The sequence below is a fragment of the Acuticoccus sp. MNP-M23 genome (assembly GCF_031195445.1).
GTDB lineage: Bacteria > Pseudomonadota > Alphaproteobacteria > Rhizobiales > Amorphaceae > Acuticoccus.
In genome coordinates this window covers 3,618,599-3,643,177 of sequence record NZ_CP133480.1, presented here as the reverse complement: position 1 = coordinate 3,643,177, position 24,579 = coordinate 3,618,599, and the positions used below count along the sequence as shown (strand labels likewise).

Sequence of the window (24,579 nt, the reverse complement as noted above, 5' to 3'; positions counted from 1 at the left end):
GTTCGCGGCACCGAAGCACCGCGAAAATTCTGGCGCGCTAGCCGAATGCGCCTTCGACGCCCTTGATCACCAGGATGGTGACCACGGCGACAGCCGCAGCAAGCAGCATCCGTTGCCAGCGCGAGGCCCCCACGACCCTTAGGCCGCCGGCACCGTGGAGAGATCGACCTTGAGGCCCGGACCCATGGTCGAGCTCATGGCGGCCTTCTTCATGTAGGTGCCCTTGGAACCGGCAGGCTTTGCACGGTTCACGGCATCCCACATGGCCCGCACGTTCTCGACCAGCTTGTCCTCGTCGAACGAGACCTTGCCGACCGGGGCATGCACGATGCCGCCCTTCTCGACGCGGAACTCGACAGCGCCGCCCTTGGCGTCCTTGACGGCCTTGGCGACATCCGGCGTCACCGTGCCGACCTTGGGGTTCGGCATCAGGCCGCGCGGGCCGAGCACCTTACCGAGGCGACCCACCAGCGGCATCATGTCGGGCGTTGCGATGCACCGCTCGAAATCGATCTTGCCGGACTGGACTTCAGCCACCAGCTCCTCGGCACCGACGATGTCGGCACCGGCCTCGCGGGCTTCGTCGGCCTTGTCGCCACGGGCGAACACGGCAACCTTGACGTCCTTGCCCGTGCCGTTCGGCAGGATACAGACGCCGCGGACCATCTGGTCAGCGTGGCGCGGATCGACGCCGAGGTTGAAGGCGATCTCGACGGTCTCGTCGAACTTCACCTTGGAACGCTCCTTGATGAACTTCACGGCGTCATCGAGGGTGTAGTTCTTGTTGCGGTCCAGACCCTCGCGGGCGGCCTTCAGGCGTTTTGCTTCGGACATCAGTCAACAACCTCCAGGCCCATGGACCGCGCGGAGCCTTCGACCATCTTCATGGCCTGCTCGACGCTGTCGGCGTTGAGATCCTTCATCTTGGCTTCGGCAATCTCGCGCACCTTGTCGCGGCCGACCGTGCCGGCGGATTCCTTGCCGGGGGTCTTGGAGCCGGACTTCAGGCCCGTCGCCTTCTTCAGGAAGAAGGTCACCGGCGGAGTCTTGATCTCGAAGGTGAAGGACTTGTCGGTGTAATAGGTGATCACCGTCGGGCACGGAGCGCCCTTTTCCAGATCCTGGGTCTTGGAATTGAATTCCTTGGTGAACATGATGATGTTCAGCCCGCGCTGACCCAGCGCCGGCCCGATGGGGGGCGACGGAGTCGCCACACCAGCAGGCACTTGCAGCTTGATAAAGCCTGCAACCTTCTTTGCCACGTAGATCCTTTCCGGGCACGAAGCCCTGGCCAAAGTTCGGGCCGAATGCCCGTTTGCGGTTTCGGTTCAGGGGTTGGCCGCCCCCTCGCCTCCCGCACCACCGCCGCGCCCCGGAGTTCCGGCGCACGGCAATCTCTCATCCGTCAGGTCGATCGTGCCGCCTCAGGCGCCGACCTTCTCAACCTGCGCGTATTCCAGCTCCACGTTGGTGGGCCGGCCGAAGATCGACACCGCCACCTTCACGCGGGCGCGCTCGTCGTCGACCTCTTCGACCAGGCCGTTGAAGCTCGCGAACGGGCCGTCGGAGACGCGGACCTGCTCGCCAACCTCGAACGTGACCGTTGGGCGCGGACGCTCCACACCCTCGGTGACCTGGGTCAGGATGCGCTCGGCCTCACGGTCGGGGATCGGCTGCGGGCGCTGCGTTGCCCCCAGAAAGCCGGTCACCTTCGGCGTATTCTTGATGAGGTGGAACACCTCGTCGGTCAGCGCGCATTTCACCAGGACGTAACCCGGATAGACGTTGCGCTCGGTATCGATGCGGCGACCGCGACGGACCTCCGACATCTTTTCCTTCGGCACCAACACGTCGTCGAACATGTCGGTGAGGTTGCGCATCTCCGCCTCGGCGACGATCGCGTCACGCACCTTGTTCTCGAAGTTCGTGTAGGCGTGGACGATGTACCAGCGCTTGTTCATTCTTGCCTCGATGGTCCCTGCGATGATCCGTGGAGCGGCAGCCAGAGAAAGCCGCGCTTAGCCCAGGATCAGACCGACTCCGAGACCCAAAAGTCGATCCACCAGGAAGAAGAAGATCGCGGCAAACGCACACATCATGAAGACCATGATGGTCGTGATGATCGTTTCCCGCCGGGTCGGCCAGACAACCTTGCGGGTCTCCTGACGGACTTCCTGGATGAACTGAAACGGATTTGTCGTCACTGGGACCCCATACCCTTCAGACAAGCGAAGCCCTGCGATAAAACCATCGCAAGGCAAAATGCTTCATCTGACTTGAACGATCTCGGGCGCACTGACCCTGTTGCGCCGATGTCAAGATCGGTAGCTAACAATCGCGACCGGTTTCTGCAAGCAAAAATTTTGGATAGCCGTGGAACCATCAACACCCGGCACCGGCAACATTGTTTCGGGAGTGCTGGGGGCTGTGGCAGGGGCGGAGGGACTCGAACCCCCGGCCTACGGTTTTGGAGACCGCCGCTCTACCAACTGAGCTACACCCCTACGGCCCCGTTGCAATAGAGCCTGCCGCGCCGGGCTGCAACCCTTTCCGGCAACTTCCGGAATCGCCTTTGCACAGGCCATTCCGTTCAATTCCTGAACGAAATGATTGCATTTAGAGCAATTAATTCAATCAGTGATGCTTCCTCGACGGCGCCGGACCCGTTATACGGGATAAACCCTGCCATTTGTTGCTCGGAGGCCGCGCGTGTCTGACCAGACCGTTAACGAGGTCATCGTCCTTGTCGCTGATGTTACGGCGAGCGTCGAACTCTACGAACGGCTGGGCAACACCGAAGCGTTCGCCACCATCGCAGCCATGCTCGACCGCCTTCGCGCCGCTGCGGAAGGCGCCGGCGGCCGGTTCGTCCAGTCCCGCGGCGACGACGTGCTTTGCGTGTTCGACGAGGCGGACCATGGCGCGGCAGCAGCAGCCGCCATGCTGGAAGCAGCGTCCACCAGCAGCGTCGCATTGCATGTCGCGCTTCATGCCGGCGAGGCCATCACGGCACGCGAATCGATCTTCGGTGACTGCATCAACGTCACCTACAGGCTTGCCGCCATCGCCAACACCAACGAGGCGCTCGCGTCGACATCGGTGGTGGAGCGCCTGACGGATAAGTGGCGCACCAGCTTCCGGCCGCTTCGCTCATTTCATTTCAAGGGGAAGGCCGAGCCGATCGAGGTCTATGCCTACGATTCGCTCGGCTCGCAGTGGATGACCCAGTTGCCTGGCCATCTCCTGTCGCCAAAGCCGAAAATGGCCGTGAGGCTCAGCCTCACCTATGGCGGCACCACCTGGGAGGTGGGGGAAGCGGAAAGTCTGTCCGTCGGCCGGTCGGACGAGGTCGACATCGTCGTTGCATGCCAGTGGGTCTCGCGCCGCCATGCCCTTATCCACGTGCGCGACGGGGTGGCCATGCTGACGGACCGGTCGTCCTATGGCAGCTTTGTTTCGGCTGATGGCAACGTCGAGGTGCGCGTGCGGCGGACCAGCCTGCCGCTGTCCGGCAGCGGCGTCATCGGTCTCGGGTGCAGCGTGCAGGAACCGGAGAGCGAGCGGCTGGAGTACGCCGTTGCGCGGGCTGGTGTCGGGGTCACCTCCCCCGCCTGAACGGCCCACGAAACTGTTTTTCAAAAATATGAAACATCTTTCCGCCGGTCTGCGTTTGACGATCATCGGCCATCTGCGTGCGCAGGCGCCGGAGAAAACATCAAAGCGACGGAGTGACGGAATGGACTTGAATGGCGTGGGTTGGCTGACAGCCATCATCGTGGGCGCACTGGCAGGCTGGATTGCCGAAAAACTGATGAAGTCCGACATGGGCCTCTTCGCCAACATCATCCTCGGCATCATCGGCGCTGCGGCCCTGAACTTCGTCCTTGCGCTGCTCGATATTCAGATCGGCTATGGCTGGATTGCCTTCCTCATCGCAGGCGTGATCGGTGCATGCGCGCTGATCGGGATCACGCGGGCCGTCCGCGGCCGGTAACCGGCACACCTGTTTTTTCGGGAAAAGCTGGAGCGGGTGAAGGGAATCGAACCCTCGTCGTCAGCTTGGAAGGCTGCTGCTCTACCATTGAGCTACACCCGCGCCTCATGACCAGATACAAGCCTCCGCCGGATACGTCCAGCGGGGGCTTTGTTTTTGCCCGGCCTCAGTCTTCGATCAGGTTGAGGTCGATGGGTTCATCCGCCGCTGTTTGGCGGAAGGGACGGCGCGGCGGAAGCGGAAACCAGCCTGCCGGCCGTTGGATCACGCCCATTTCGTCCTGCGCATACTCGGCTTCGTCGAACCCGGCCGGCGGCGCAACGTCGGACGTCACCGAGCAATTCTTCAGCCAGACATCGTAAACCGGGTGCTCGACGGCGTTCAGGCCAGGACTTGCGGCAAACATCCAGCCGGTGAAGATCCGGCGGATCTTCGAGTCCAGCGTGATCTCGTCCACTTCCGCGAACACCATAGTGTTCGGCTCTTCGGTGGGCGGCTGGGTCTGACAGGTGCGCGGCGTCACGCGCAACGCCCCGAACTGCACCGTCTCGTTGACATAGACATCGAACGAGATGATCCGCCCGGTCACCTTGTCGAGCCCGGAAAATGTGGCGACCGGGTTCTCGATCGGCTCGGCGGCGGCGGCCGTCGCAGCGAACGCCAGCGCGAGGATGAGGCCTGTGCGCGCCATCATTTCTTGTGCGCGATGAAGCGAAGCCGCACGTAATCTGCGGTCCACTCGCCCTTGTGGTCCCGCAGCGACGGCGACAGCAGCGCTTCCAGCTCGTGCAATACCCGCTCCGCCCGTGAGCCAGCGGCTCGGAAGAACGGCGCGCGGAACGTCTCGATCCAGCCGGTAAGACCGCTTGGCAGCGGCGTTGGGCGCGGAAGGAGCGCTGCGCGTTCGACCACAAAGCCACCCTCTTCGAGCATTTCGGAATATTGATCCGGCGTCGGAAAGAACCACGGGTCGGCGAGCTTGTCGTCGATGCCGTAGCGGTCCGCAAGCGCCCGGAGCGCCGTCACGATTGCGGCCACGTTCCCGTGCCCGCCAAATTCCGCCACAAAGCGTCCGCCGGGTTTCAGCGCGCGGTGAACGCCAGCAATCACCGCGTCAGCATCGGTGATCCAGTGCAGCGCCGCATTGGAGAACACGGCATCGAATTCGCGGTCAAACGTCAGCGCTTCGCCGCGCATCACCTCGGCATCGACGCCGAGGGCCCGCGTGTTCGCGACAAAGTCTTCGGCGGGGTCGATGCCCAGAACCGATGCGCCCGCATCGGCGATCTGCCTTGTCAGAACGCCATCGCCACAGCCAAGGTCCAAGATCCGCTCACCCGGCTGCGGTGCCAGAAGCTCAAGCACGTTTGCGCCCAGATCACTGACGAAACGTGCATTTTTCGAATAAGTGGCGGTCGACCACTTCTGCTCGGTCGCGACTTGCATCGAAACTCCAACTGTCACCGGCCCGGCACTCGAACCCTGCCGGCTTCATTAACGAACTTATTGGGCGGGGTCCAACCGATCGATGGCGGCATGGATCTTTTCGAGGCGGGCGGCCGTATCGTCACGTTTTCCGCGCTGCTCCGCGATGGTGTCGGCGTCGGCCTTCTCCATGAAGCGCGGGTTGGACAGACGCCCGTCAATCTTGCCTAGCTCTTTCTCGAGGCGCGCCGCTTCCTTGGCAAGACGCGCACGCTCTGCGGCCAGATCGACAATCCCTTCCAGCGGGATACAGGCAACCACGTCGCCAACCACTGCCTGCGCCGCATTGGGCGGTGCGAACCCTGCGGTCTCCACGGCAGACGCACGCGCCAGCCGCTTGATCGCCTCTTCATGCCGGCCCAGCCACGCATCGTGACTGGCCGTGCCGCCAACCACCACAATCGGTGCCTCAAGGGCCGCGGGCACGTTGCTCTCCGCCCGCACGGAACGAACAGTCGCAATGAGGTCGACCACGAAGTTGACCTCCCCTGCCGCGCCCTCGTCCTCGAAGCTTGCGATGGGCCACGGGGCATGGGCCAGAAGCCGGTCGCGCTTGAGGCCGGCATTCTCGGCGGTCAACGCCCAGAGCTCCTCGGTGAGGAACGGCATGAACGGGTGGAGCAGCTTGAGGATCTGATCGATTACCGCAGCAGTGGCCTGGCGCGTCTCGGTCTTGGCTGGCCCGTCCGGCCCTGTCAGGACCGGCTTCACCAGCTCCAGATACCAATCGCAGAAGGTGTTCCAGGTGAACCGGTAGACGGACGCCGCCGCATCGTTGAAGCGATAGGCCTCGATGGCGCCGCGCACCTCAGTTTCCGTCCGGCTGGCCTCTGTCAGGATCCAGCGCACCAGCGTCGTTTCAGCCTTGTCTGGCTCAAAGCCTTCGACGAGCTTGCACTCGTTCATCTGCGCAAAACGGGTCGCGTTCCAGAGCTTGGTGGCAAAGTTGCGGTAGCCCTGAACGCGCGCCTTCGCAATTTTCACGTCGCGGCCCTGCGCTGCCATTGCGGCGAGCGTAAAGCGCAGCGCGTCGGCACCGAACTCGTCGGCAAGTTCGAGCGGGTCGATCACGTTGCCCTTCGACTTCGACATCTTTGCGCCCTTCTCGTCACGGACGAGGGCGTGGATGTAGACCGTGTCGAACGGGACCTGGTTGAGGAAGTGCATGCCCATCATCATCATCCGGGCGACCCAGAAGAAGATGATGTCAAAGCCCGTGGAGAGGACGCTGGTGGGATAATATTTGCGCAGTTCGGGCGTGCGATCGGGCCAGCCGAGCGTCGAGAACGGCCACAGCGCGGACGAGAACCATGTGTCGAGCACATCCTCGTCACGGTAAATCACCGTCGCGCCGTCGTCGCCTCGCTCCCAGGCTGCCAGTGCTTCGTCGCGCTCGGCAAACACGATGTCGCCGCCATAGTGCACTTCCGCGCTCGAGCGCACCTCCGCCTCGGAGCGCTCCACGAAGATCTTGCCGTCGGGGCCGTACCAAGCGGGGATCTGGTGGCCCCACCACAACTGACGTGACACGCACCACGGCTGAATGTTCTCCATCCAGTCATAATAGGTCTTGGTCCAGTTTTCGGGGACGAACTTGGTCCGCCCGTCGCGGACGGCGGCAAGGGCAGGCTCCGCCAGACGCTTGGCGTTCACATACCACTGGTCGGTCAGGAACGGCTCGACGGCCACGCCGCTGCGATCCCCGTAAGGCACCTGATGGACGTTTGCTTCCACCATCTGGAGGTAGCCGCCCTCCTCCATCGCCGCCTTGACCCATTTGCGGGCGGCATAGCGGTCCGTGCCTTCCAAGGCTTCGATCAGCGCGGCAAGGGTCGTCGCATCGAGCCCCTCCAGAAACTCGGCGTTTCCGTCGATCCGGATGGCAGCGTCGGCGTCCAGAATGTTGATGAGCGAGAGCTTGTGGCGCTTGCCGACCTCAAAGTCATTGAAATCGTGCGCAGGCGTGATCTTCACCGCGCCCGATCCCTTCTCCGGATCGGAATAGTAATCGGCAACAATGGGAATGCGGCGCCCCACCAACGGCAGGATCACGTCCTTGCCGACCAGCGCGCGATAGCGCTCGTCGTCCGGATGGACTGCAACGGCGGTGTCACCCAGCATCGTCTCGGGCCGCGTGGTCGCGACGACGATGAAGGTGGAGGGGTCTTCTGGGTCGAATGTGGCGTCAGCCAGCGGATACCGGAAGTGGACCAGCTCGCCCTTGATCTCGCGCGATTCGACCTCGAGGTCGGAAATTGCGGTGCGCAGGCCCGGGTCCCAGTTCACCAGCCGCTTGTCGCGGTAGATCAGCCCCTGCTTGTGCAGCCGCACGAAGACGGCGAGCACCGCTTCGGACAGGCCTTCGTCCATGGTGAACCGCTCGCGCGACCAGTCGCACGAGGCCCCCAGCCGATCGAGCTGTGTCTTGATCGCCCCGCCGGATTCGGCCTTCCACTGCCAGACACGCTCCAGGAACGCCTCACGCCCCATCTCCCGCCGGCTGGGTTCACCGGCGGCTGCAAGCTGGCGTTCCACCACCATTTGCGTTGCAATACCCGCATGGTCGGTGCCCGGCTGCCAGAGCACGTCGAGCCCTTTCATCCGGTGATAGCGGATCAGAATGTCCTGGAGGGTGTTGTTGAGCGCATGCCCGATGTGAAGCGAGCCCGTCACGTTGGGCGGCGGGATCACAATACAATAGGTCTCGGCATCTCGCGCGGCGCCGGCACCCGCCTTGAAGGCGTCAGCACCTTCCCAGACGTCGCGGATCCGCGGCTCAATGTCAGAAGCGTCGTAAGTCTTGTCAAACATCATGCACACCCTTGGACCGGTGTGCCTAAGGCGCCTTTGCCTCTGTCGTCAATCGCAAGCGGCGGCGATCGCGCCCGTCAACTGAGGGGCTCCCACGTGCCGTCGCTGCTGCGACACAGCGTGGCCCGCCCGCGCAGGCGTTCGCGATCCACCTCTGCAACATGCACAATGTCACGGCACGTGCGGCTGTTGACCGAATGGATGGGGCCCGGCGTCACGGCGCCCTTGGCTCGGCCACCCTCCCAGGGCACGGCAACGCCGCCGCGTTCGGCACCAAGCGCAGTCGTCTGTGCACTGAAAGCTGCCACCTGCGCATCGTCGTTGAGGACAGAGAAAAGCCCCACAGGCAATGGCCGGGGCAGCATCGGCCCGTTGGTGGCGACCTGGGGTCCGCTGTTCCCGCCAAAAAGGCTCAGGCCGCCGCAGCCCGAGAGCATCACTGCCACAGCCAAGATCGTGACGAGTTCTCTGGCCAATCCGGGCTCCCATTCTCACAAGGTCGGAACAGTCCACCCGTCAGACCTGCCGCTTAAGGACGGTCACACGGCGACAGACCCGGACAAACGTAACCGCTGGAGCTGCAAGTTCAACCGCGCGGCAGCGTGATCACGACCTTGAGCCCCCCCAGTGGGGAGCTTTCCAGGTCAAGCGTTCCGCCATAAAGTTCAACAAGTTCCGACACGATCGAAAGGCCAAGCCCGCTCCCCGGCTTCGATTGATCCAGCCGCTGCCCGCGCGCCATGGCGCGGCGCCTCTGCTCCACGGTCAAACCCGGTCCGTCATCTTCAATCGTCACGCGCATCATGTTGGCCCGGCCCATCAGCGTGGTCTTCGCCGGGACCACCGCAATCAAAACGCGCTCCTTGGCCCACTTCAGCCCGTTGTCGACCAGGTTGCCGACAATCTCCTCAAAATCCTGACGCTCACCAGCAAATTTCAGCGGTTCCGAAATTTCCAGAGAAACGTCGATCCCCCTGCGTTCACCAAGTCGTGACATGGCGCGATACAATCGCTCCAGCGCACTTTCCACATCCGTCGACGCGCCGATCATGCGCTCCTTTGCCGCCATCTGCGCCCGTTCCAGATAGTAGCGCAGCTGCCGCTGCATGATCTGCGTCTGTTCGCGCACCGAGCGGGCAAGCGGGGTCGTGTCACTCGCGGCATCGTTCATCATCACGCTGAGCGGGGTCTTCAGCGCATGGGCAAGGTTGCCAACATGGCGCCGCGCGCGCTCAAGCGTCGCGCGGTTCGTGTCGATCAGCGTGTTCAGGGCTTCGGCCATAGGCGCGATCTCGCGGGGATATTCCGTGCCGACACGGGCTGCGGCCCCATCCTGCACCGCTTCGATTTCACGGCGCAACGAATGCAACGGCCGCAGACTGACGCGCCACTGAATGAAGGTGATCGCCACGAGGATCGCCGCGAAGATACCCAAAAAGATCGCGAGCCGGGCTGCAAAAACGGCAGTATCTTCGGCGATGCTGGACGAGTCTCCGCTCACCATCGCAAGCAGCCACTGCCCGTCTTCAATGGCAATCTTCTGCGCCACTGCGCGCAGCGGTTCGCTGGTCGGCCCGGTCACGTACCCTTGGTAGACTGCGCCCGGTGCAAGCGTCCGCATCGCTTCTGGGATGACCACCACGTCACCAGCCAAACTATCGGACGCCATCAGAATAGTCTGCTTATCCACGTCCAGTACCGTCCAGTACCAGCCTGAAAGCGGCAGCATGAAACGGGGGTCGCCCAGGGTCGGCATCGCCTGCTGGATCGTTCCGGTGTTGGGGTCGGCAAGCTGTCCGATCAGGATCGAGAGATAGACGTTAAGTGTCTCATCGAACCGCTCCTCCACGGTCTCGCGGAACGCGGTCGAAAGAACGACTCCCGTCGCAATCAGCGCAATCACGCTCCACACAAGCGACGTCAGAAGAAGGCGCGCCGAAAGAGATTTAAGCATTCTGTGGCGGCGTGATCCGGTAACCCAGTCCGCGAACTGTCTCGATCACATCGGTTTGGAGCTTCTTTCGAAGGCGGCCGACAAAGACCTCGATCGTATTGGAATCGCGGTCAAAATCCTGATCGTAAAGGTGTTCCGTCAGCTCGGTCCGCGACACGATGCGCCCTTGGTGAAGCATCAGGTATGCAAGCACACGATATTCATGGGAGGTCAGCTTGACGGGTTGCTCATCCACCGTCACCCGGCTTGCCCGCGCGTCCAGATGCACCGGGCCGCACCGGAAATCATTGCTCGCCACGCCGGCGGACCGACGGATCAGCGCACGAACCCGGGCCAGCACCTCTTCCATATGGAACGGCTTGGAGACGTAATCGTCCGCACCGGCATCGATGCCGGCAACCTTGTCGCTCCAGCGGTCACGCGCCGTCAGCACCAGGACAGGCATTGTCCGCTTGGCATCCCGCCAGCGTTCCAGCACGGAGATCCCGTCAAGCTCCGGCAGGCCGAGATCGAGGATAACCGCATCGTAGGGCTCGGTATCACCGAGGAAGTGCCCCTCCTCCCCGTCAAAGGCGGTGTCGACAACAAAGTCGGCCTTTTTCAGCGCTTCGCAGAGCTGTCGGTTCAAATCGCGGTCGTCTTCCACAACGAGCAGACGCATCGTTCTTCCTTCTTCAGCGGATCTTGCGGCCGCTGCGGGCGTCCAGCACTTGTGCCAGCACCCGCCCGTTAAGCCGCAGGGTCGTCACTTGCCACACCAACCCACCGGCCGTCTGGCACAATTGCAAACGCAACACCTTCCCGCTGATCTTCCGGCGCACCTCGGCAGGGCGAATCGCCTTGCCGGAGCTGATCGCCTCTCGCTGGTCATGACGGTTCAGGCACGCAGCCTGCGCGCCCGCAGGCGCCGACAGCGCCGACAGCGCCGCAGGCCAAGCCAGAAGCATGAACACCAGAATAAGGCCAAGCGTTTTCCTCATGCCGCCGAAATACTTTTAGGGCCGTGAATTCGGCATGAACGCAGGCGGTCATTTCTGATTTGTTGCAGAACGGTCACTCAATTGCGCAGGACCAGATTGCTTGCACAACGCGGACCAGGCCGCGTTGTGCTCTCGGACCTCTCGCTGGGTCGCACCGCTGTCGGTCGCCGACCAGCCGATCGGCTCAAACGCAGCGCAGGACACGTCAATCCCGCCGGAACCCGTCGTCTGGCAAGCCGCCATCAGCGGCAGAAGCATTCCCATGGCGAACGGTCCGGCGCGCATCGAGCGCCTCTTGGATCCTGGCATTGCGCGTCTCCTGATTCTGAAGTTCAACCTCGGCAAGACGGCGCACGATGCGCTCCTTGCACACGGCCCGCTCGACCAGGCGTCCTGCGGGGTATGCCGCAACGGCCGACAGCGCTGCGCCGACCACGCCGGCAATCAGCCCGCGCCAGCCAACAGCTGCGACGAGTTGAAGAAGGATGGTCAAAGCCCGTCCTCCCGCGCCGGCCCTTCGGCACGACGCAGCGCAAACCGCCACAACAGAACCCCGCCAATCGCCGCCACAACCAAGAAAGCCATGACCAGCCCGAAAACGGTGCCGTCGTTGAGGGACTGAACATCCCGCCCGATCTGCACGCCGGTCTGCGCAAGGGCACCGGCAGTCACCACTGCACCGGCACCGGCAATCGGGCTTGCGGCAGCGGCTGCTGTCTTGCGCCGGGCGGTCCGCTCCTTGCGGTCCGACACCGCCGTGCTGAGCGCCGCCAGCATCGCCGGGTCCGCAGCACCATCGGCAGTCAGGCTACGCCGAGCCTCGAACCGCATCACCGCATCGCGCGTCCGAGCGCCAAAATCGCCGTCTGTTTCGAGGCCGTAGCCGAGAACATTGAGATCGCGCTGCAGCGCCTCCACATCCTTGCCGCGAGATCCGTGCCGCAGGACCCGAACACCCAGCGGCAGATCGCTTTGGTGCGCACCGGCTTCCAGAGGCGGCATTGCGCCGGGAGGCCAGCGAATCCCGTCCGGCAGGATCGAGGCGCTCCGAAACACCGAGCGTCGCACCTCATTGCTGACGTTGCCGTTGACGACAGTCACGGTTCCGTTCGCGTTCACCGTCTCCACAATGCCCACATGCCCGTAAAGCGGGTTCGAGCCTCGCGGAAACACCACGATGGCACCACGAACCGGCTTTTCAAGCCGTGTGCCATACCGCGTGAAGGAGCGGGCAAGCGCGGAGCGCGTCGAGGGATAACCGCTGTTGACGAGCGCACCGTTTACGGCGACGGCGCACCACGCGTCCTCGTCATTGGTCCACCAGCCGATCCCCGACTGCTGGCCCCACTCCACAATCAGTGGGTTGTGTTTTGGCCCTGCAATTTCCCGCAAGCCCAGGTGGTTTGACAAATACTCAAGCCACGGCGCACGCTCAGACATGACGCACTCCTAAGTTCATGAATGGGAATGATTGAACCGGCGGCAGTGCCGTCCGGCGGTCGTGCAGCAGGTCAGTCCTGCTCGTTCTCGTCGCACGCTTCCAGCGCGTCGAGGCGCACGCAAAGCTCCTGAACAGCCTTCACCAGCGGCGCCAGAAGCTCCTCGTAGCCAAGAGACTTTACGTCGTTGCCACCATTGATCGCGTGGTCCTGATAGCCACCGAAGTCGCAGCCGGTTGCGCCGATCAGCGTTTCCACGTCCTGCGCCAGAAAGCCGTGGTGGTAGCGCAGCCGTGCCATGCTTCCCGGCGCCGGGGCCTCCCAGTCACCCTCTGCATCAGCCGGGCGCAGATAATCCTCCCGGTAGTCCCAGCGGAAATCCACCGGCCGCAACGCACGCACGAATTCGAGGCCCAGAACCGTGTCGCGCACATCGGTCTTGTCGCGGGCATCCGAGCGGTTCTGAACGGCACCGTAGGCGTATGTGGTGGTGGCCGAATTGCCCAGCTGAACCTGGTTGGACCCCTGCACGGTCGCATTGAAACCCAGCGCGGTGGCGTTGGTGAGGCTGCCGGAGATGTTGGAAAACGTGGTGCGACCGACCGCCGTGTTGTTGCCCCCGCCGGATATGAACTCACCAGCCTTAAAGCCGACGAGCGTCGACCCGCTCTCGGTCGTCATGGTCGAGCCAGCGCGTGAGCCGCAAAACACGTTGCCCGTCCCGCTCGTCGATGACAGACCGGCGCTCTGTCCGATTGCAATATTGCCGTTGCCGGATGTCATGGATGAAAACGCACCTCGCCCGATCGCCAGGTTGTTCGATCCGCTTGTGACCGACGACAGCGCGAATTCTCCCAGGGACACCGACGAGAGCTCGTCGGATGCGCCGCGCCCCAAGGCAAGCCCGCCCGAGAACTCAAGCCGATTGCCGTAAAGCGACCCCGTCCCGTCCGCCGAGATAACCTTGAGGGACTTGCCGGCACCCAGCGTGAAGAAGCGCGCATTGCCGGCCGAGTTATCGACCCGGATAGCCGCGTTACTCCCCGCGCCATCGAGCCTCAGTTCGCCACCTTCTGAGCCGGAATCCACCGGGCCGACCGCAAGGACGGTGTCCAGCCTCAGGGCATTCCCGTCGTGGTTGGGCCCATATGTCCCGAGGGTCCTCAGGGCGGGAAAATCGAGCGCCCACCCGTTCGAGTCGTTGCCGAAGACCGAATGGTGGCCATCAGTCTGCACCCAGATGAATCGGCCCGACCCGGTGCTCGGCCCGTTCACCGTATTGCCAAATGCCGTCAGCTGCCCGTCAGCAGCCTGCCGGATGCACGCCGCGGTGGCGCGCGTCACCGTCGGGTTGAGACTGAAACTCACATTGGAAACCGTGAGCTTGCCTGCAGCCACCAGGAAGCCCTCGGCGGTGGCACTTGCCCCCATGAGCGCACGTCCGTTCTGGATCAGGCAGCTCGCCTCCAGCCCGGCCACATGCACCATCGGCACGTTGGAGATCGTATTGGTCGAAAAGCGAAAGTCGGAAATCGCGAGCGAGCCGCCCGTCTGGAAGATGAACTTGTCGTTGGCAACGTCCGTCGAAGCGTAGAGACCGGAAATCGTGATCTGGCCATCCTGCATCTCGATGCTGGAGTAGCGCCCGTCGAGTGCCAATCCGTTAACCGTGCCGAACGGCGCCTTCGTCCCGGTTTTCTCAAACAGGATCCGCGAGCGGAACGGCGTGCAGTTGGTCATCTTCAGGTCGTCGCATTCACCAATGCGAAAGCCGTAGGTCGCCCCGTCGCTGTAGATCCCGTACAAAACCGCGGAACCTGCAAAATCATACGGCCACACGCGGCAGTTGCGCAGCTCCACGGTGTCGAGCGACCCGGCAACCTTGAAACCGATGTTGAAAGACCCGCACTCGACGTCGTCGAAAATCGCGCCGCCGCAGTTTCCGTCGGCCAGCACACCGTTGTAGGCGCGCTGAAAGCGGAGCCTGGCGAGGCGCACCCGCGTCCGGTCAACGAGGTTCACCGCCGCCGGATACTGGATCAGCGTTGCGCGAGACGATGCGCTCGACTGGTCGAAATCGATCGTAAAGTCTTCGAGCGACGTGAAAGAATGCGACAGCTTGATCACACCCGCCGCATTCATCCGGAACTGGTTGTCGACCTTGATCACGGCCTTGCCGCGACCGGCCCCGAACACACGCTGGTAGATGGCTCCGGACGTAAGCTGGTCGGTCACATAATATGTGCCGGTATCGAGATAGACGTTGCGGCCAGAGGTGAACGCGCGGATCAGCGCCCCGGTGTCGTTCGTTGCGCCATTGCCGGCAGCGCCAGCCTGCTTGGCCGTCACGGTATCGCCCAGGAGAGACCAGAAACCCGCGCTGGCGTTGCCGAACCCAAGCCCGTCCGCCGGCAGCGATCCAACGCGGAAGTAGCGCGCACCACCACCGTCATTCTCGGCGCTGTAGCCGCGCACCTCGATATGGTTCACCGCCGCCGGGATCGAGGCTGCCGCAGCGTCGGCCCGCGTGGCGAAGCTGAGAAGAAGCGCGTCGCTGCCGCCAATTGCCGGCAGCTGCGAGAAATCGACCCGCGCATCCGCCGCACCAACAGCAAATGCTTCGGTGAAGGTGTTGCCGTCGTCCGAGACCTTCAGCGAAAAATCATCCGAGCCGAGCAGGCCGAATTCCGCACGCCCCGAGTAGCCGCGCTGGAAAATGTGCGCCGCTGTGCCGGCAACGCCGGTCTTGTTCACGTAGACCCGCACATTGCCCGTCGGGTTGCCCGTGGTGCCATCCGGGGCAAACTGCACACCCTCCGAAAACACCTGAAGGCGCTTGCTGGTGTCCGCCGTCCCGTTCACGCCGAAGATCGACGCCGTCTGCGCTGCGCCAACTGCGGTAAAGATCTCCCAGCTGGTACCGTTGAACAGGATAAGCGCCTGTTCGGAGCGGGAGAATGCCAGCCAGCCTTCCCGCGGCTCGAAGAAGACCCACGCACCGTCCTGATACGCGGCGACGTTGAATTCCTGGCCCGCCCACGCGCCGGAAGCCGGGGCCGCCACAACATGGCGCTCCCCCTCCTGCGGCGACACCGGCGGTGCAGTTTGGTCGCGGTCCTCAACGGTGAGCTGAACCACCGAGTCGATGCGACGGAACGCATCATTCACCGTCACATGCTTCTGCGCCTGACCGCCCGCAACATAGGGCAATTCCAGATTAAGGCTGTTCGACATTCACCGTCACCTCCGTGGGCACGCCGGGGCCGAAGCCAGGCGCGATCTGGGTCACGCGCACCGTCACAACGGTTTGCGCAACGCCAAAGTCGGCCAGCTGATTTGCCAGCGAATACAAATAGATGGGTTTGGTTGTCTCCGCCGAGCGGACGACAACGCCCTGGTCGAGAATCTCGACGAGGTAGATCTCTGCACTTTCGCCGAGCGGGACTGTCGTCCGGTTCGGCCATTCGTTTCCGTCAATGCGCGTGCGCCTGATCCACGAGATATCCATGGCAGCGTTCGCGGTTCGGCGGCGCGCCTTCACATGCACAGGCGCATAGGGCGTGATCGCCCGGCCGGTCGGCGTGAAATTGAAGGTCGTCGTGTTGGTCCCGCCAACCCCTTCGACAAGGGGTCCGACGCGGTATGTCTGCGGCTGCCCGACGTGGGCCGACAGAACCGGCAGGACTGACAGTGTGTCGTCCAGCACCACAACGGGCGCGCCAACAGGCAGCCCCGCAACGGTTGCATCCTCGGTACCAAGACCGCCGCGCAACAACGTCGACAGACGATAGGTGCGCTCGCCAATCAAATCCGCCCGGCGGAACTGAACAACCTCCCAGACGCCGTTGGCGGCCCGAACCGCCAGCGTGTTGGCGCCGTCCAGCACGTTCCGCCTCGACTCGGTCTCCAGCAGCGTATTGAACATCAAAACATCGAGCGTACCGCCATAGTCCCATCGGCTCGTGGGTCCATCGTCGATCCCGCCGATCACCTGACCCATGGAGGCCGGGCGCGTCACGGTGGTCTCCAGAATGAAGCCGTTGTCGTCATCCAGCCGCCAGACGCCGACATTGCCCGGCCATGGCCGGGCATAGGCGCCAATCCAGGCGCGCTGATCGCGCACCACGTCGCCAATCAACGGCAGGTTCACACCCACCGCAAAGGGTGGCGACTTGGTCACAAAGGAGATGGACGGCGTCAGCGCGCCCGGTGTCGGGGTCGGCGCCAGGGCAACCCGATCGATGGTGCGGCCGGTCACCTCCCGGTGGCCGACATCCTCCACCTCTTCCACAATCACGTCACGGTCCCGCCCGTCATGGCGCACCGTCACGATGTCGCCGGGCAGCATCGCAATGGCGCTCGGCGGCAACGCAAACCGCAGCGTCGTCCGCCGCGCCCAGCGCGCGCTGAGCGCAAGCTGGGCAAGTTCCGTGGCCAGCCCATCGTTCAGACTGGCAGAAACCGAGATCACCTCGATCTGCCGCGTCGAAGCCTCGAGCGGCCGGTAGCGCGCGTTCGCCACCTGAAACGATCGGCCGCTGTCGAAATAGCGAAGCCGCTCTTCAACCGGCAGCCCCGCGGCCTCATCCCGCACCTCTGTCAGAAGAGGCCGCTCCGCAGAAAGCTCGACAAGGTCGTCCACTTCGATCAGAGCGCCTGACGGCCGGTCCAGTCCCACGAAGCGGATGCCCGTCCCGGTGTCGGCGCCAACGATCGAGGTGGCTGCGGTGATGTCCTCAATCGCGTCGCGCAAACTTTGCGGCCGCGCGATCAGATAGCCGTCCAGCACCGTGTTCACCGCGGAAATATCGGGCGCCGGCACCCCCCAGTCCGCAAACAGCGCGGCGAGAAGGTCGGCAACCGGCGCGGCACCGAGCCGGCCCGTCAACCAGTGGCCGCGCTCCCAGTTCTCGCCATCGGTCCAAACATCGCTCCGGTGCGGAAAGACCGGCCAGGGCCGCGCATCCCAGGTCCACACATGAACCGTACCGGGGTCGATCATCCGTCCGGCGTAAACACCCGACACCGGATTGAACAAATCGATATCGCTCGACACCGCCGGATCGAACGCACCCAGCATTGCCTTCAGATAGGCCCGCTGCATCGCGTCATCACGCCGGCCCGTGGAGAAATAAGGCAGCCGCGATTCGGAGCTCTTGGGGTCGTAGAACACGTTCGGCTGGTTGGCCCCGAACGAGACCGCCGGACAGCCCACCTCGGTGAACCAGATCGGCTTGGACTGCGGCACCCACGAAGTGGGCTGCGCAACCGGAACACCACCGACACGGTCATAGTGCTGGTTTGACCACCAGCCCTTCACATCCTTGTAACGGTAGAGCCAGTCTCCGGTGATGGGCGTGCGAACCTGCGCTGCGCGCGCCGCATCATCGGCATAATACCAGTCGTACCCCTCTCCGCCCACAATGTTGCCGGTCAGGTAGGCGTCGTCGTGGGGGGTGTCAGCCAGCGCCTCGTCAAGATGCGGTCCGGTCCGCCAGTCCGAAAGCGGCCAGTAATTGTCGATCCCGATGAAATCGACGTTGGCGTTGCTCCAGAGCGGATCCAGATGAAACGACACGGTGCCCGCATCCGGCTGATGGCCAAAATACTCCGACCAGTCCGCCGCATACGAAATGCGCACAGCGCCGCCGACAATGCCGCGCACGTCATCAACCAGCGCGGAAAGTGCGTCCACAAACGGATAGCCACTTGCGCCCCGAACGGTCGTCAGCCCGCGCAACTCCGAACCGACGAGAAACGCATCGACGCCCCCGGCCAGAGCCACCAGATTGGCGTAGTGCAGCACCATGCGCCGGAGCGACCATTCGGCCGGCCCGCCATAAACAATTTTCCCGCCCGAGGTCGAATAATCACCTGGCGCGGCGGACCCCACCAGTGCCGCAATGTCCGCCGTCGCCGCAGCAGTCCCGTCCGGCGAGCCAGTCTCACCCGGTGCCGGTGAAACGGTGATCCGCCCCCGCCAGGGATGCGTGGCCTGCTCCGCACCGCCATAGGGATCGGCAAGCCCGTTGCCTGCGGGCACATCCATCAGAATGAACGGATAGAACACCACCTTCAGCCCGCGCGCCTTCAGCGCCGCAATCGCATTCAGCACCGCGCTGTCGGACGGTGTTCCGCCGTAAGATGGCCGGCCCTCGCTATCGAGGCTCACCAGCTTCGCGGTCGCCCGCGTCTCGCCGGCAACGGCCCAGGGCGTGTCCGTATCGCGCTCGGTCGCCTCCACGCAGGGCTGAATGGTGCAATCGGAGGCGCGCAGGTCATCGCCGAACCACGACACCACCAGCGCCACCCGCTCCAGGTTCGGACAGAGCGCCTGCAATTCATCCAGCGATGCCTCGAAGTCGGACACCGCAGTTCCCACGTGGCGGTTGTCAGCGGTCCGCTCACCTGGCGCCAGAACCCGCTTCACCTCACCCGGCTCATAGCCAAACTCGGTCGCGCCGGGGATGATGGTGACAGCCCGAACCGTGCTCTCCAGCGCACCGATGGGTCGAACCACCTCGAAGGTCAGCTGCGGAATGCGGTTGCCGAACGGACCCACGGGCAGATGCGCGAACACCACATAGGCGGTGTTGCGATAGGCCGGCGCCTCATCCTCTATTCCCGCAATTACGTCGTCGGGGTCCTGATCCGGCCGGCCGGTGTGCACCTCCATCGCAACCTGCGTGAGGTCCAGCTCATCGCCATCGGCCCAGACACGCCCGATGCGCGCAATGGGCCCCTCGCAAAGCGCAACCGCAAAGCTGACGGTGTAGCTGTACTCGCGCACGGACGGCCCGCCGCCCTTCCCGCTCGACTGCGTGGCCGAATGCTCCACAAAGTCGGTTGCCCAGATCAGCGTCCCCGCAACCCGCATCCGCCCGTAGATCCGGGGCAACGGGTTTCCCTCGGTGGCGGTCTGGACCGAAAGATCGTCGAGCTGCCCCACCGAGCGGGTGTCGTTGTCACCCAGCAGCCGCTGGTCGATATAATTGCCGGCGAGCGCGCCGGCAGCCTGGCCCACAAATGCGCCGACCGGGCCGAACATGCCGCCCACGGCCTGCCCGGCCGCCTGCAAAACTAGCGTCGCCATCAGTCGCTCACCCCCGGAAAATCGAAGATCCCCGCCAGACGGCGCCGCCAGGGCGCGCCCAGCGCGCCCTCCACCACGCGGCCAACCGAATCGTAGGCATGGACAAAGCGCCCCTCGCCCACTGCAATGCCCACGTGCTTGGCTGGCACGTCCGCCTTCCAGCGGAACACCAGCAGCGCGCCTGCACGCACCGTCTCAACCGGCACGAAGTGGCGGTTGGCGGCCTCAAGCAGCGTCTCCGCGCCGTGGCTTTCCGCCCAGTCGCGGCTGTAAGGCGGCGCCAGCTCCGGCTCCGCCCCAAGACACTCGCGCCAGACACCGCGGACCATCCCGAGGCAGTCGCACCCGATGCCGCGGGCGGACGCCTGATGGTGGTAGGGCGTCCCGACCCAGCCACGCGCAGCGGCAACAATGTCAGTGCGTCTCATGACCCGCTCCGCGGATAGGAGAACGCGCGGTCATTGCCCGGCAGATGCGGAAAGCCCTGAAAGTTCAGCCCGTTCTGAAACTTCGCGCGGCACGTGTCGAAGCGCTTGTCGCAGCCGGGCGTCAACGTCAGCACATCGCCGGCCGCAAGGCCGGGCAGCGTCTCGCGCAGGGTGATCACCCTCCCCAGCGCATCCACCGTGTGCCCGACAACCAACCGCTTTGCGCCGGTCGCAGAGCCGCTTGTCACAACCGCAAGGCCACCGGCAAAGTAGCCGGCCCCCCGGTTCGAGATCCCCGTCACGCGGACCCCGGCTCCGTCGGCCGAATGCACCGTCGCATTCTCTTCCAGAGCACCGAGGTCCACACCGCACCGCGCATCGCCGAGGTCAGCGTCGCATCCCGTCGCAATCACCCGGCCGCGCACCGTTTCCAACGCCTGCATCGGCCCGCGCACTTCAGCGCCAAACGCGCCATCCGCTCGCGTAACCTCACCAAGCGTCCCGGTGCGCACCACGGTGCGCTCGGAAACATCGGCCCAGTTGACCAGCCACAGCGTCACCGTGGCGCCATCAAAGCGCCCGTCCTGCAAGTCGCCGGCATCGAGCGACGCGGCGGACAGTGCGCCGGAAATTTCGAGCCCGCCGACACCGAGCCCCGCCTTCGTCACATCGCCGGAGGCTTCCAGCCCATCCATCGCCGAAAACACCACACCCTCAAACGTCAGCGCCCGGTCGTGATCGGTGAAGCCGAACGAGACGCCGTCCGTCCGCGTGAGCCGCCAGCAGCGGCAGGTGCTGGTCACACCCGACGCCAGATGGGCCGCAAGACCCGGATCAAGCGTCCTCATGGCACAATCTCCACCATCGGAATGGACGGGATCTCACCGGCCAGAAAGCGCGAAAGGTTCACCTCCAGCCGGTCGGTATCGAAACGCACCGGCACGTCGAACTCGAACCCTGCCCGCACCGCAGCCCCCAGCGGCGGCACCGCTCCAGGCAAAAACGAGATCACGCCATCCGCGACGGTGAAGTCGCCATTCAGGACCCGCGTCAGCCCATCCACCTCAACCACCAGCGTGTTCAGCTGCGGCATTGCGATTGGCCGCTCGTAGGGCGCAAAAACGTCGCCATAGGTCTTGATCAGCGCAAATTCGGTGCGCACCCCGTCCCCGACGCCAAGGAGTTGGTCGGTCGCCGCAACGCTCTCGCGTGGCAGGCAGCTCTTGTGGTCGAGCGGATCGGTGAAGCGGAAGCCGTAGAGCCGTCCGCGCCGTTCCTCGAAGAACCGCACCACCGTCTGCAAATCATCCGCATTGCGCACACCGGTGCCGGCATCGAACCGGCGCCGGCTCATCGCCCAGCGCTGGTTGCGCTCCTCGCGGCCAGACCCCAGCGTGATGATCTCTGTGCGGCGCTCAGGACCGCCGGTGGAGCCGAACGCAACACCCAGCGGAAAGCGCACATCATGAAAACCGCTCATGGATCAAAGCCCCCGGCGGCCGCGGCCCACGGCGCGGGCCAGCATGGCTGTCATCTGCGCTTCGGAGCGCCGGAAGCTCTCGGCATCGGGCGTGGTCACGTTGATGGTCACGCGCGGGCCGCTGCCCTGGCCCTCCATCGCCACCCCAAGGCGCCCGTCCGTTCCGCGCGCCAGCGGCAGGATCGCCTCGCGCCCCGCCTCGCCCATCAGCCCGGTGCGCCCGCCGCCGAGCCCGAACGCGGTCGGCGCGCCAATCACGCCCCCCTCGGCAAACGGGACGACCTTGGTGCCCGCGCCAGACAGGGCACCAACCGCCGCACCAGCCAGCTTGCCGCCCACCGCATTCAACCCGTTCGAAACAAGGTTGGTGAGCGGGCGCAAACCTGTCGTCAGCGCACGGTTGGACAGGGAGAGGGCCGCGGAACGCAAAACCTCATTAAGGCCGCGGCCCTCAATCACAGCATCCTTCAGCCCCGCGCGCAGAACGCGGCTGAAGCTGGAGGCCGAAACCGTAAGCGTGTCGGCGATCTCCGCCGCAATCACCGCGCTGTCGCGCAGCGCATCATCTTCAGCCATCGGGAAAGGCCTCCATAAGGCGTGCCAGATCGTGCCGCCGCGTCGCGTGAGACGACGGCGCCGGGCCAAGCACGGCTTCAATTTCAGGAAGGGTCAGCGCCCAGAAATCCCGTGGCGCGAAGCCCCGTTCGCCAATGAACAGGGCCATCAGGTCACGCCAGGGAAACGGCTGCGGCGTATCCGCAGCCGTCTTGGTCAAGAAGGGTCGGATGTCTCCGGCTCGGCCGTCCCGAACGTCACCGTCAGGAGGTCGGTCACAATTGCGGCAAACCCCGCCGCACCGCCGTCGGCGGTCATGCGCGCCACCTGGTCGTCGTCGACGCTGTTGCCAGCACCGCGCAGGCCCGCACCGATGATCCGCACCGCGTCACGCGCCGAAAGCGTGCCCGCGGTAAAGCGCTCCACCAGCGCCGTCATGTCGTCCACCTGGAACGCGCGCTCCAGCTCCGCCAGTGCGCCAAGCGTCAGGCAGAGCGTCCAGCCCCGCCCATCCAGAATGGCGCTCACTTCGCCTCTGTACCGGTTTGCCATGAATGCGCCCTCAGCTTGCTGCAAAGGCGAGCTGACCGGCGGACTCCAACGCGATGTCGTAGACGACTTCCTCGTTGTAGTTGCCGCCATACTCCAGCGCCGTCACCTGGAACGGGCCAGAGATGGTGCCGAAGTCCGGCACCACAATCTGCCAGTCCCGCACCGTCCCGGAAAAGAAGATCGCCCGCACCGTCCCGTCCGACGAGGCATCCTTGAAGATGCCCGCGCCCGAAACGTTGGCGCGCTTCACGCCGGCCCCGTCCAAAAGCTCACGCCACTGCCCGGCGGAAGACTGGTCGGTCACATCCACCGCCTCCGCGCCGAAGGAGATGCGCTTGGTGCGCAATCCCGCCACGGTCACAAACGATCCGCCACCGCTCTCGTCGACCTTCAGAAGAAGGTCCTTGCCCATTTGCGCAGCCATCGCGCCCTCCTCAGTCGGTTTCCGTCAACGCCACAAAGCGCAACCGCGCGCGATACGCGTGCTGGTCGCGGCCTTCGGCCAAAATCGTGTCGCGCAGACGCAGGCCCACAAGCCGGCCTTCAGAAAGAACGAGCCCTCCCGTCAGCAGCGCCTCCACCCTTGCAGCAATGTCCGACGCCTCGCGCCGCCCCGGCGCGCGCGAATGCACCACCACCTCGAAGCGGTGCTCCCGCGTCGGCACCGCATCGGCATCGAGGATCGTCGTCCGCCCCTCGCCAAAACTCACGAAAGGAAAGGACGCGGCACGGGGCGGATGATCGTAGACACCGCCGTCCGCCAGAATTGCAGACAGCGCCGCATCCCCTGTCAGGGCCTCGTACACAGCGCGGATCAGCACATCGCGTGGATCGCTCATGGCTGCTCCTCCTCGCACCAGCAGTCCAGAAAGCGGCGGACCGGGTCAGCGTCTTCCACCGACAGGACACGGTAGAGCCTGTCCCCATCGGCAAAGCGCATGTCGCCGGTCACATCCCCCCGCCAGCGGATGGTGATGCGGTGGGTGACAAGCCCCACCTCGCGGCCGTTCACAACGTCCTCGCGGCGGCGGCGGGGCGTCACGGCGGCAAACACCGTGTCCAGTGTCGCCCAGGTCCGCACCATGCCGCCGCGCCCGTCGGCCACGTCGCTCGCCGCCTCCAGCGTGAGACGGCGACGAAGCTCTCCCACCGTCACCATCAGGCGACCCTCGGCGCCCGGTAAGGCGCCAGCAGAGAGGCGACCGCGTGGGCCACCGGCCCCGCCACCGCACCCGCCGCTGCGGCCTCCCGCTGCTCGAACCAGTAGGCCACCAGCATCAGAACGGCCTGCTTCATCGGTGCCGGAACTTCCGCCGGGTCGAAGTGGCCACAGGTCATGTCCACCTCGATGCCGTTCATTGCCCGCGAACCCCAGAACCGCCCGGCCCCAAGCCGCAGCCGCCCCGGCACCGAGTTGGTGTCGAGCTGGTACTCATCGCCGGACACGACGGAGGCCGAACCGTCGGCGCCATAAACCGTCACCGCGTTCACAAACAGGACAGGCCCCGGCGCAAGGCGGATCACCCCGCCGGACGGCACCGCGTCGCGCACGATGCGCCAACCCTGCGCCATCATCGCGCGGCCGGTGCGGTTCTCCACCTCGGCCCGCGCGGCGGCAATCAGCGCGTCTACGCGCGCATCTTCCGCGGTGCCGTCAATGCGCGCGTGCGCCTTCGCCTCGTCGCGCGTCACAGGCTCTTCCTGCGGCGCGCTCACCAGGATCGCTACCATCGTTCCACCCAATTGTTCGAAAGCCGCACGAAGCGCGAAAGAAAAAAGGGCCGGCTCGAAAGCCGGCCCCAAAGGCT

The 24,579-nt window shown here is 64.5% G+C and carries 27 protein-coding genes and 2 tRNA genes; 2 read left to right on the top strand and 27 right to left on the bottom strand.

Annotation, left to right across the window (positions count from 1 at the left end):
* Window positions 1-138 precede the first annotated feature (138 nt).
* The 5 genes from rplA to RDV64_RS16785 form a co-directional block, all read right to left on the bottom strand.
* Window positions 139-837, bottom strand: coding sequence for a 50S ribosomal protein L1 (rplA, locus tag RDV64_RS16805; RefSeq protein ID WP_309199535.1), 699 nt, complete (start codon window positions 835-837; stop codon window positions 139-141).
* Window positions 834-1,262, bottom strand: coding sequence for a 50S ribosomal protein L11 (rplK, locus tag RDV64_RS16800; protein ID WP_309196118.1), 429 nt, complete (start codon window positions 1,260-1,262; stop codon window positions 834-836). Before rplK ends, rplA begins: the two co-directional genes overlap by 4 nt.
* Before the next feature lie 162 nt (window positions 1,263-1,424).
* Window positions 1,425-1,961 (bottom strand): transcription termination/antitermination protein NusG, encoded by a 537-nt coding sequence (nusG, locus tag RDV64_RS16795; RefSeq protein WP_309196117.1) that lies wholly within the window; start codon window positions 1,959-1,961, stop codon window positions 1,425-1,427.
* A gap of 57 nt (window positions 1,962-2,018) precedes the next feature.
* Window positions 2,019-2,204, bottom strand: a complete 186-nt coding sequence (gene secE / locus RDV64_RS16790) for a preprotein translocase subunit SecE (RefSeq protein WP_309196116.1) — start codon at window positions 2,202-2,204, stop codon at window positions 2,019-2,021.
* A gap of 224 nt (window positions 2,205-2,428) precedes the next feature.
* Window positions 2,429-2,504 (bottom strand) — tRNA-Trp (locus RDV64_RS16785).
* Between the two features lie 205 nt (window positions 2,505-2,709).
* Here RDV64_RS16785 and RDV64_RS16780 point away from each other — a divergent pair.
* Both RDV64_RS16780 and RDV64_RS16775 read left to right on the top strand, forming a co-directional pair.
* A complete protein-coding gene (locus tag RDV64_RS16780) occupies window positions 2,710-3,615 on the top strand; it encodes an FHA domain-containing protein (protein WP_309196115.1) in 906 nt (301 codons plus the stop codon).
* A 121-nt stretch (window positions 3,616-3,736) separates the two neighbouring features.
* Window positions 3,737-3,994 (top strand): GlsB/YeaQ/YmgE family stress response membrane protein, encoded by a 258-nt coding sequence (locus RDV64_RS16775; protein WP_309196114.1) that lies wholly within the window; start codon window positions 3,737-3,739, stop codon window positions 3,992-3,994.
* A 28-nt stretch (window positions 3,995-4,022) separates the two neighbouring features.
* On the opposite strand, the gene RDV64_RS16770 is transcribed toward RDV64_RS16775, so the two are convergent.
* From RDV64_RS16770 to RDV64_RS16665, 22 genes are all read right to left on the bottom strand, one after another.
* Window positions 4,023-4,096, bottom strand: a tRNA-Gly gene (locus RDV64_RS16770).
* A gap of 64 nt (window positions 4,097-4,160) precedes the next feature.
* Window positions 4,161-4,688 (bottom strand): DUF2155 domain-containing protein, encoded by a 528-nt coding sequence (locus RDV64_RS16765; protein ID WP_309196113.1) that lies wholly within the window; start codon window positions 4,686-4,688, stop codon window positions 4,161-4,163.
* Window positions 4,685-5,440 (bottom strand): methyltransferase domain-containing protein, encoded by a 756-nt coding sequence (locus RDV64_RS16760; protein WP_309196112.1) that lies wholly within the window; start codon window positions 5,438-5,440, stop codon window positions 4,685-4,687. The genes RDV64_RS16765 and RDV64_RS16760 overlap by 4 nt, the downstream gene beginning before the upstream one ends.
* Window positions 5,441-5,497: 57 nt before the next feature.
* Window positions 5,498-8,290: a valine--tRNA ligase gene (locus tag RDV64_RS16755; RefSeq protein WP_309199534.1), complete on the bottom strand. Its 2,793-nt coding sequence runs from the start codon at window positions 8,288-8,290 to the stop codon at window positions 5,498-5,500.
* A 77-nt stretch (window positions 8,291-8,367) separates the two neighbouring features.
* A complete protein-coding gene (locus RDV64_RS16750; RefSeq protein WP_309196111.1) occupies window positions 8,368-8,766 on the bottom strand; it encodes a hypothetical protein in 399 nt (132 codons plus the stop codon).
* A gap of 110 nt (window positions 8,767-8,876) precedes the next feature.
* A complete protein-coding gene (locus RDV64_RS16745) occupies window positions 8,877-10,193 on the bottom strand; it encodes an ATP-binding protein (protein WP_309196110.1) in 1,317 nt (438 codons plus the stop codon).
* A gap of 43 nt (window positions 10,194-10,236) precedes the next feature.
* Window positions 10,237-10,905 (bottom strand): response regulator transcription factor, encoded by a 669-nt coding sequence (locus RDV64_RS16740; protein ID WP_309196109.1) that lies wholly within the window; start codon window positions 10,903-10,905, stop codon window positions 10,237-10,239.
* Window positions 10,906-10,918: 13 nt separating this feature from the next.
* The gene (locus RDV64_RS16735; protein WP_309196108.1) at window positions 10,919-11,224 is read right to left on the bottom strand and encodes a hypothetical protein; all 306 of its coding nucleotides are present in this window, start codon (window positions 11,222-11,224) and stop codon (window positions 10,919-10,921) included.
* A gap of 205 nt (window positions 11,225-11,429) precedes the next feature.
* Window positions 11,430-11,717, bottom strand: a complete 288-nt coding sequence (locus RDV64_RS16730) for a hypothetical protein (RefSeq protein ID WP_309196106.1) — start codon at window positions 11,715-11,717, stop codon at window positions 11,430-11,432.
* Window positions 11,714-12,664, bottom strand: a complete 951-nt coding sequence (locus tag RDV64_RS16725) for a TIGR02594 family protein (protein WP_309196105.1) — start codon at window positions 12,662-12,664, stop codon at window positions 11,714-11,716. The genes RDV64_RS16730 and RDV64_RS16725 overlap by 4 nt, the downstream gene beginning before the upstream one ends.
* Window positions 12,665-12,735: 71 nt before the next feature.
* Complete coding sequence (locus RDV64_RS16720) at window positions 12,736-15,897, bottom strand: DUF2793 domain-containing protein (protein ID WP_309196104.1); 3,162 nt, start codon at window positions 15,895-15,897, stop codon at window positions 12,736-12,738.
* A complete protein-coding gene (locus RDV64_RS16715; protein ID WP_309196102.1) occupies window positions 15,881-19,756 on the bottom strand; it encodes a glycoside hydrolase TIM-barrel-like domain-containing protein in 3,876 nt (1,291 codons plus the stop codon). Before RDV64_RS16715 ends, RDV64_RS16720 begins: the two co-directional genes overlap by 17 nt.
* Window positions 19,756-20,184, bottom strand: a complete 429-nt coding sequence (locus RDV64_RS16710) for an NlpC/P60 family protein (RefSeq protein ID WP_309196100.1) — start codon at window positions 20,182-20,184, stop codon at window positions 19,756-19,758. The genes RDV64_RS16715 and RDV64_RS16710 overlap by 1 nt, the downstream gene beginning before the upstream one ends.
* Window positions 20,181-21,032 (bottom strand): DUF2163 domain-containing protein, encoded by an 852-nt coding sequence (locus RDV64_RS16705; protein ID WP_309196098.1) that lies wholly within the window; start codon window positions 21,030-21,032, stop codon window positions 20,181-20,183. Before RDV64_RS16705 ends, RDV64_RS16710 begins: the two co-directional genes overlap by 4 nt.
* Window positions 21,029-21,664, bottom strand: a complete 636-nt coding sequence (locus tag RDV64_RS16700; RefSeq protein WP_309196097.1) for a DUF2460 domain-containing protein — start codon at window positions 21,662-21,664, stop codon at window positions 21,029-21,031. The genes RDV64_RS16705 and RDV64_RS16700 overlap by 4 nt, the downstream gene beginning before the upstream one ends.
* A gap of 3 nt (window positions 21,665-21,667) precedes the next feature.
* Window positions 21,668-22,240: a phage tail tape measure protein gene (locus RDV64_RS16695; protein ID WP_309196096.1), complete on the bottom strand. Its 573-nt coding sequence runs from the start codon at window positions 22,238-22,240 to the stop codon at window positions 21,668-21,670.
* Complete coding sequence (locus RDV64_RS16690; protein WP_309196095.1) at window positions 22,233-22,439, bottom strand: phage tail assembly chaperone; 207 nt, start codon at window positions 22,437-22,439, stop codon at window positions 22,233-22,235. Before RDV64_RS16690 ends, RDV64_RS16695 begins: the two co-directional genes overlap by 8 nt.
* On the bottom strand, window positions 22,436-22,771 hold the full coding sequence (locus RDV64_RS16685) for a gene transfer agent family protein (protein ID WP_309196094.1): 336 nt from the start codon (window positions 22,769-22,771) through the stop codon (window positions 22,436-22,438). The genes RDV64_RS16690 and RDV64_RS16685 overlap by 4 nt, the downstream gene beginning before the upstream one ends.
* 10 nt (window positions 22,772-22,781) lie before the next feature.
* On the bottom strand, window positions 22,782-23,195 hold the full coding sequence (locus RDV64_RS16680) for a phage major tail protein, TP901-1 family (protein WP_309196093.1): 414 nt from the start codon (window positions 23,193-23,195) through the stop codon (window positions 22,782-22,784).
* Between the two features lie 10 nt (window positions 23,196-23,205).
* A complete protein-coding gene (locus tag RDV64_RS16675) occupies window positions 23,206-23,610 on the bottom strand; it encodes a DUF3168 domain-containing protein (protein WP_309196092.1) in 405 nt (134 codons plus the stop codon).
* On the bottom strand, window positions 23,607-23,930 hold the full coding sequence (locus RDV64_RS16670) for a phage head closure protein (protein WP_309196091.1): 324 nt from the start codon (window positions 23,928-23,930) through the stop codon (window positions 23,607-23,609). The genes RDV64_RS16675 and RDV64_RS16670 overlap by 4 nt, the downstream gene beginning before the upstream one ends.
* Window positions 23,930-24,502, bottom strand: a complete 573-nt coding sequence (locus RDV64_RS16665) for a head-tail connector protein (RefSeq protein WP_309196090.1) — start codon at window positions 24,500-24,502, stop codon at window positions 23,930-23,932. Before RDV64_RS16665 ends, RDV64_RS16670 begins: the two co-directional genes overlap by 1 nt.
* Between the last annotated feature and the right edge of the window lie 77 nt (window positions 24,503-24,579).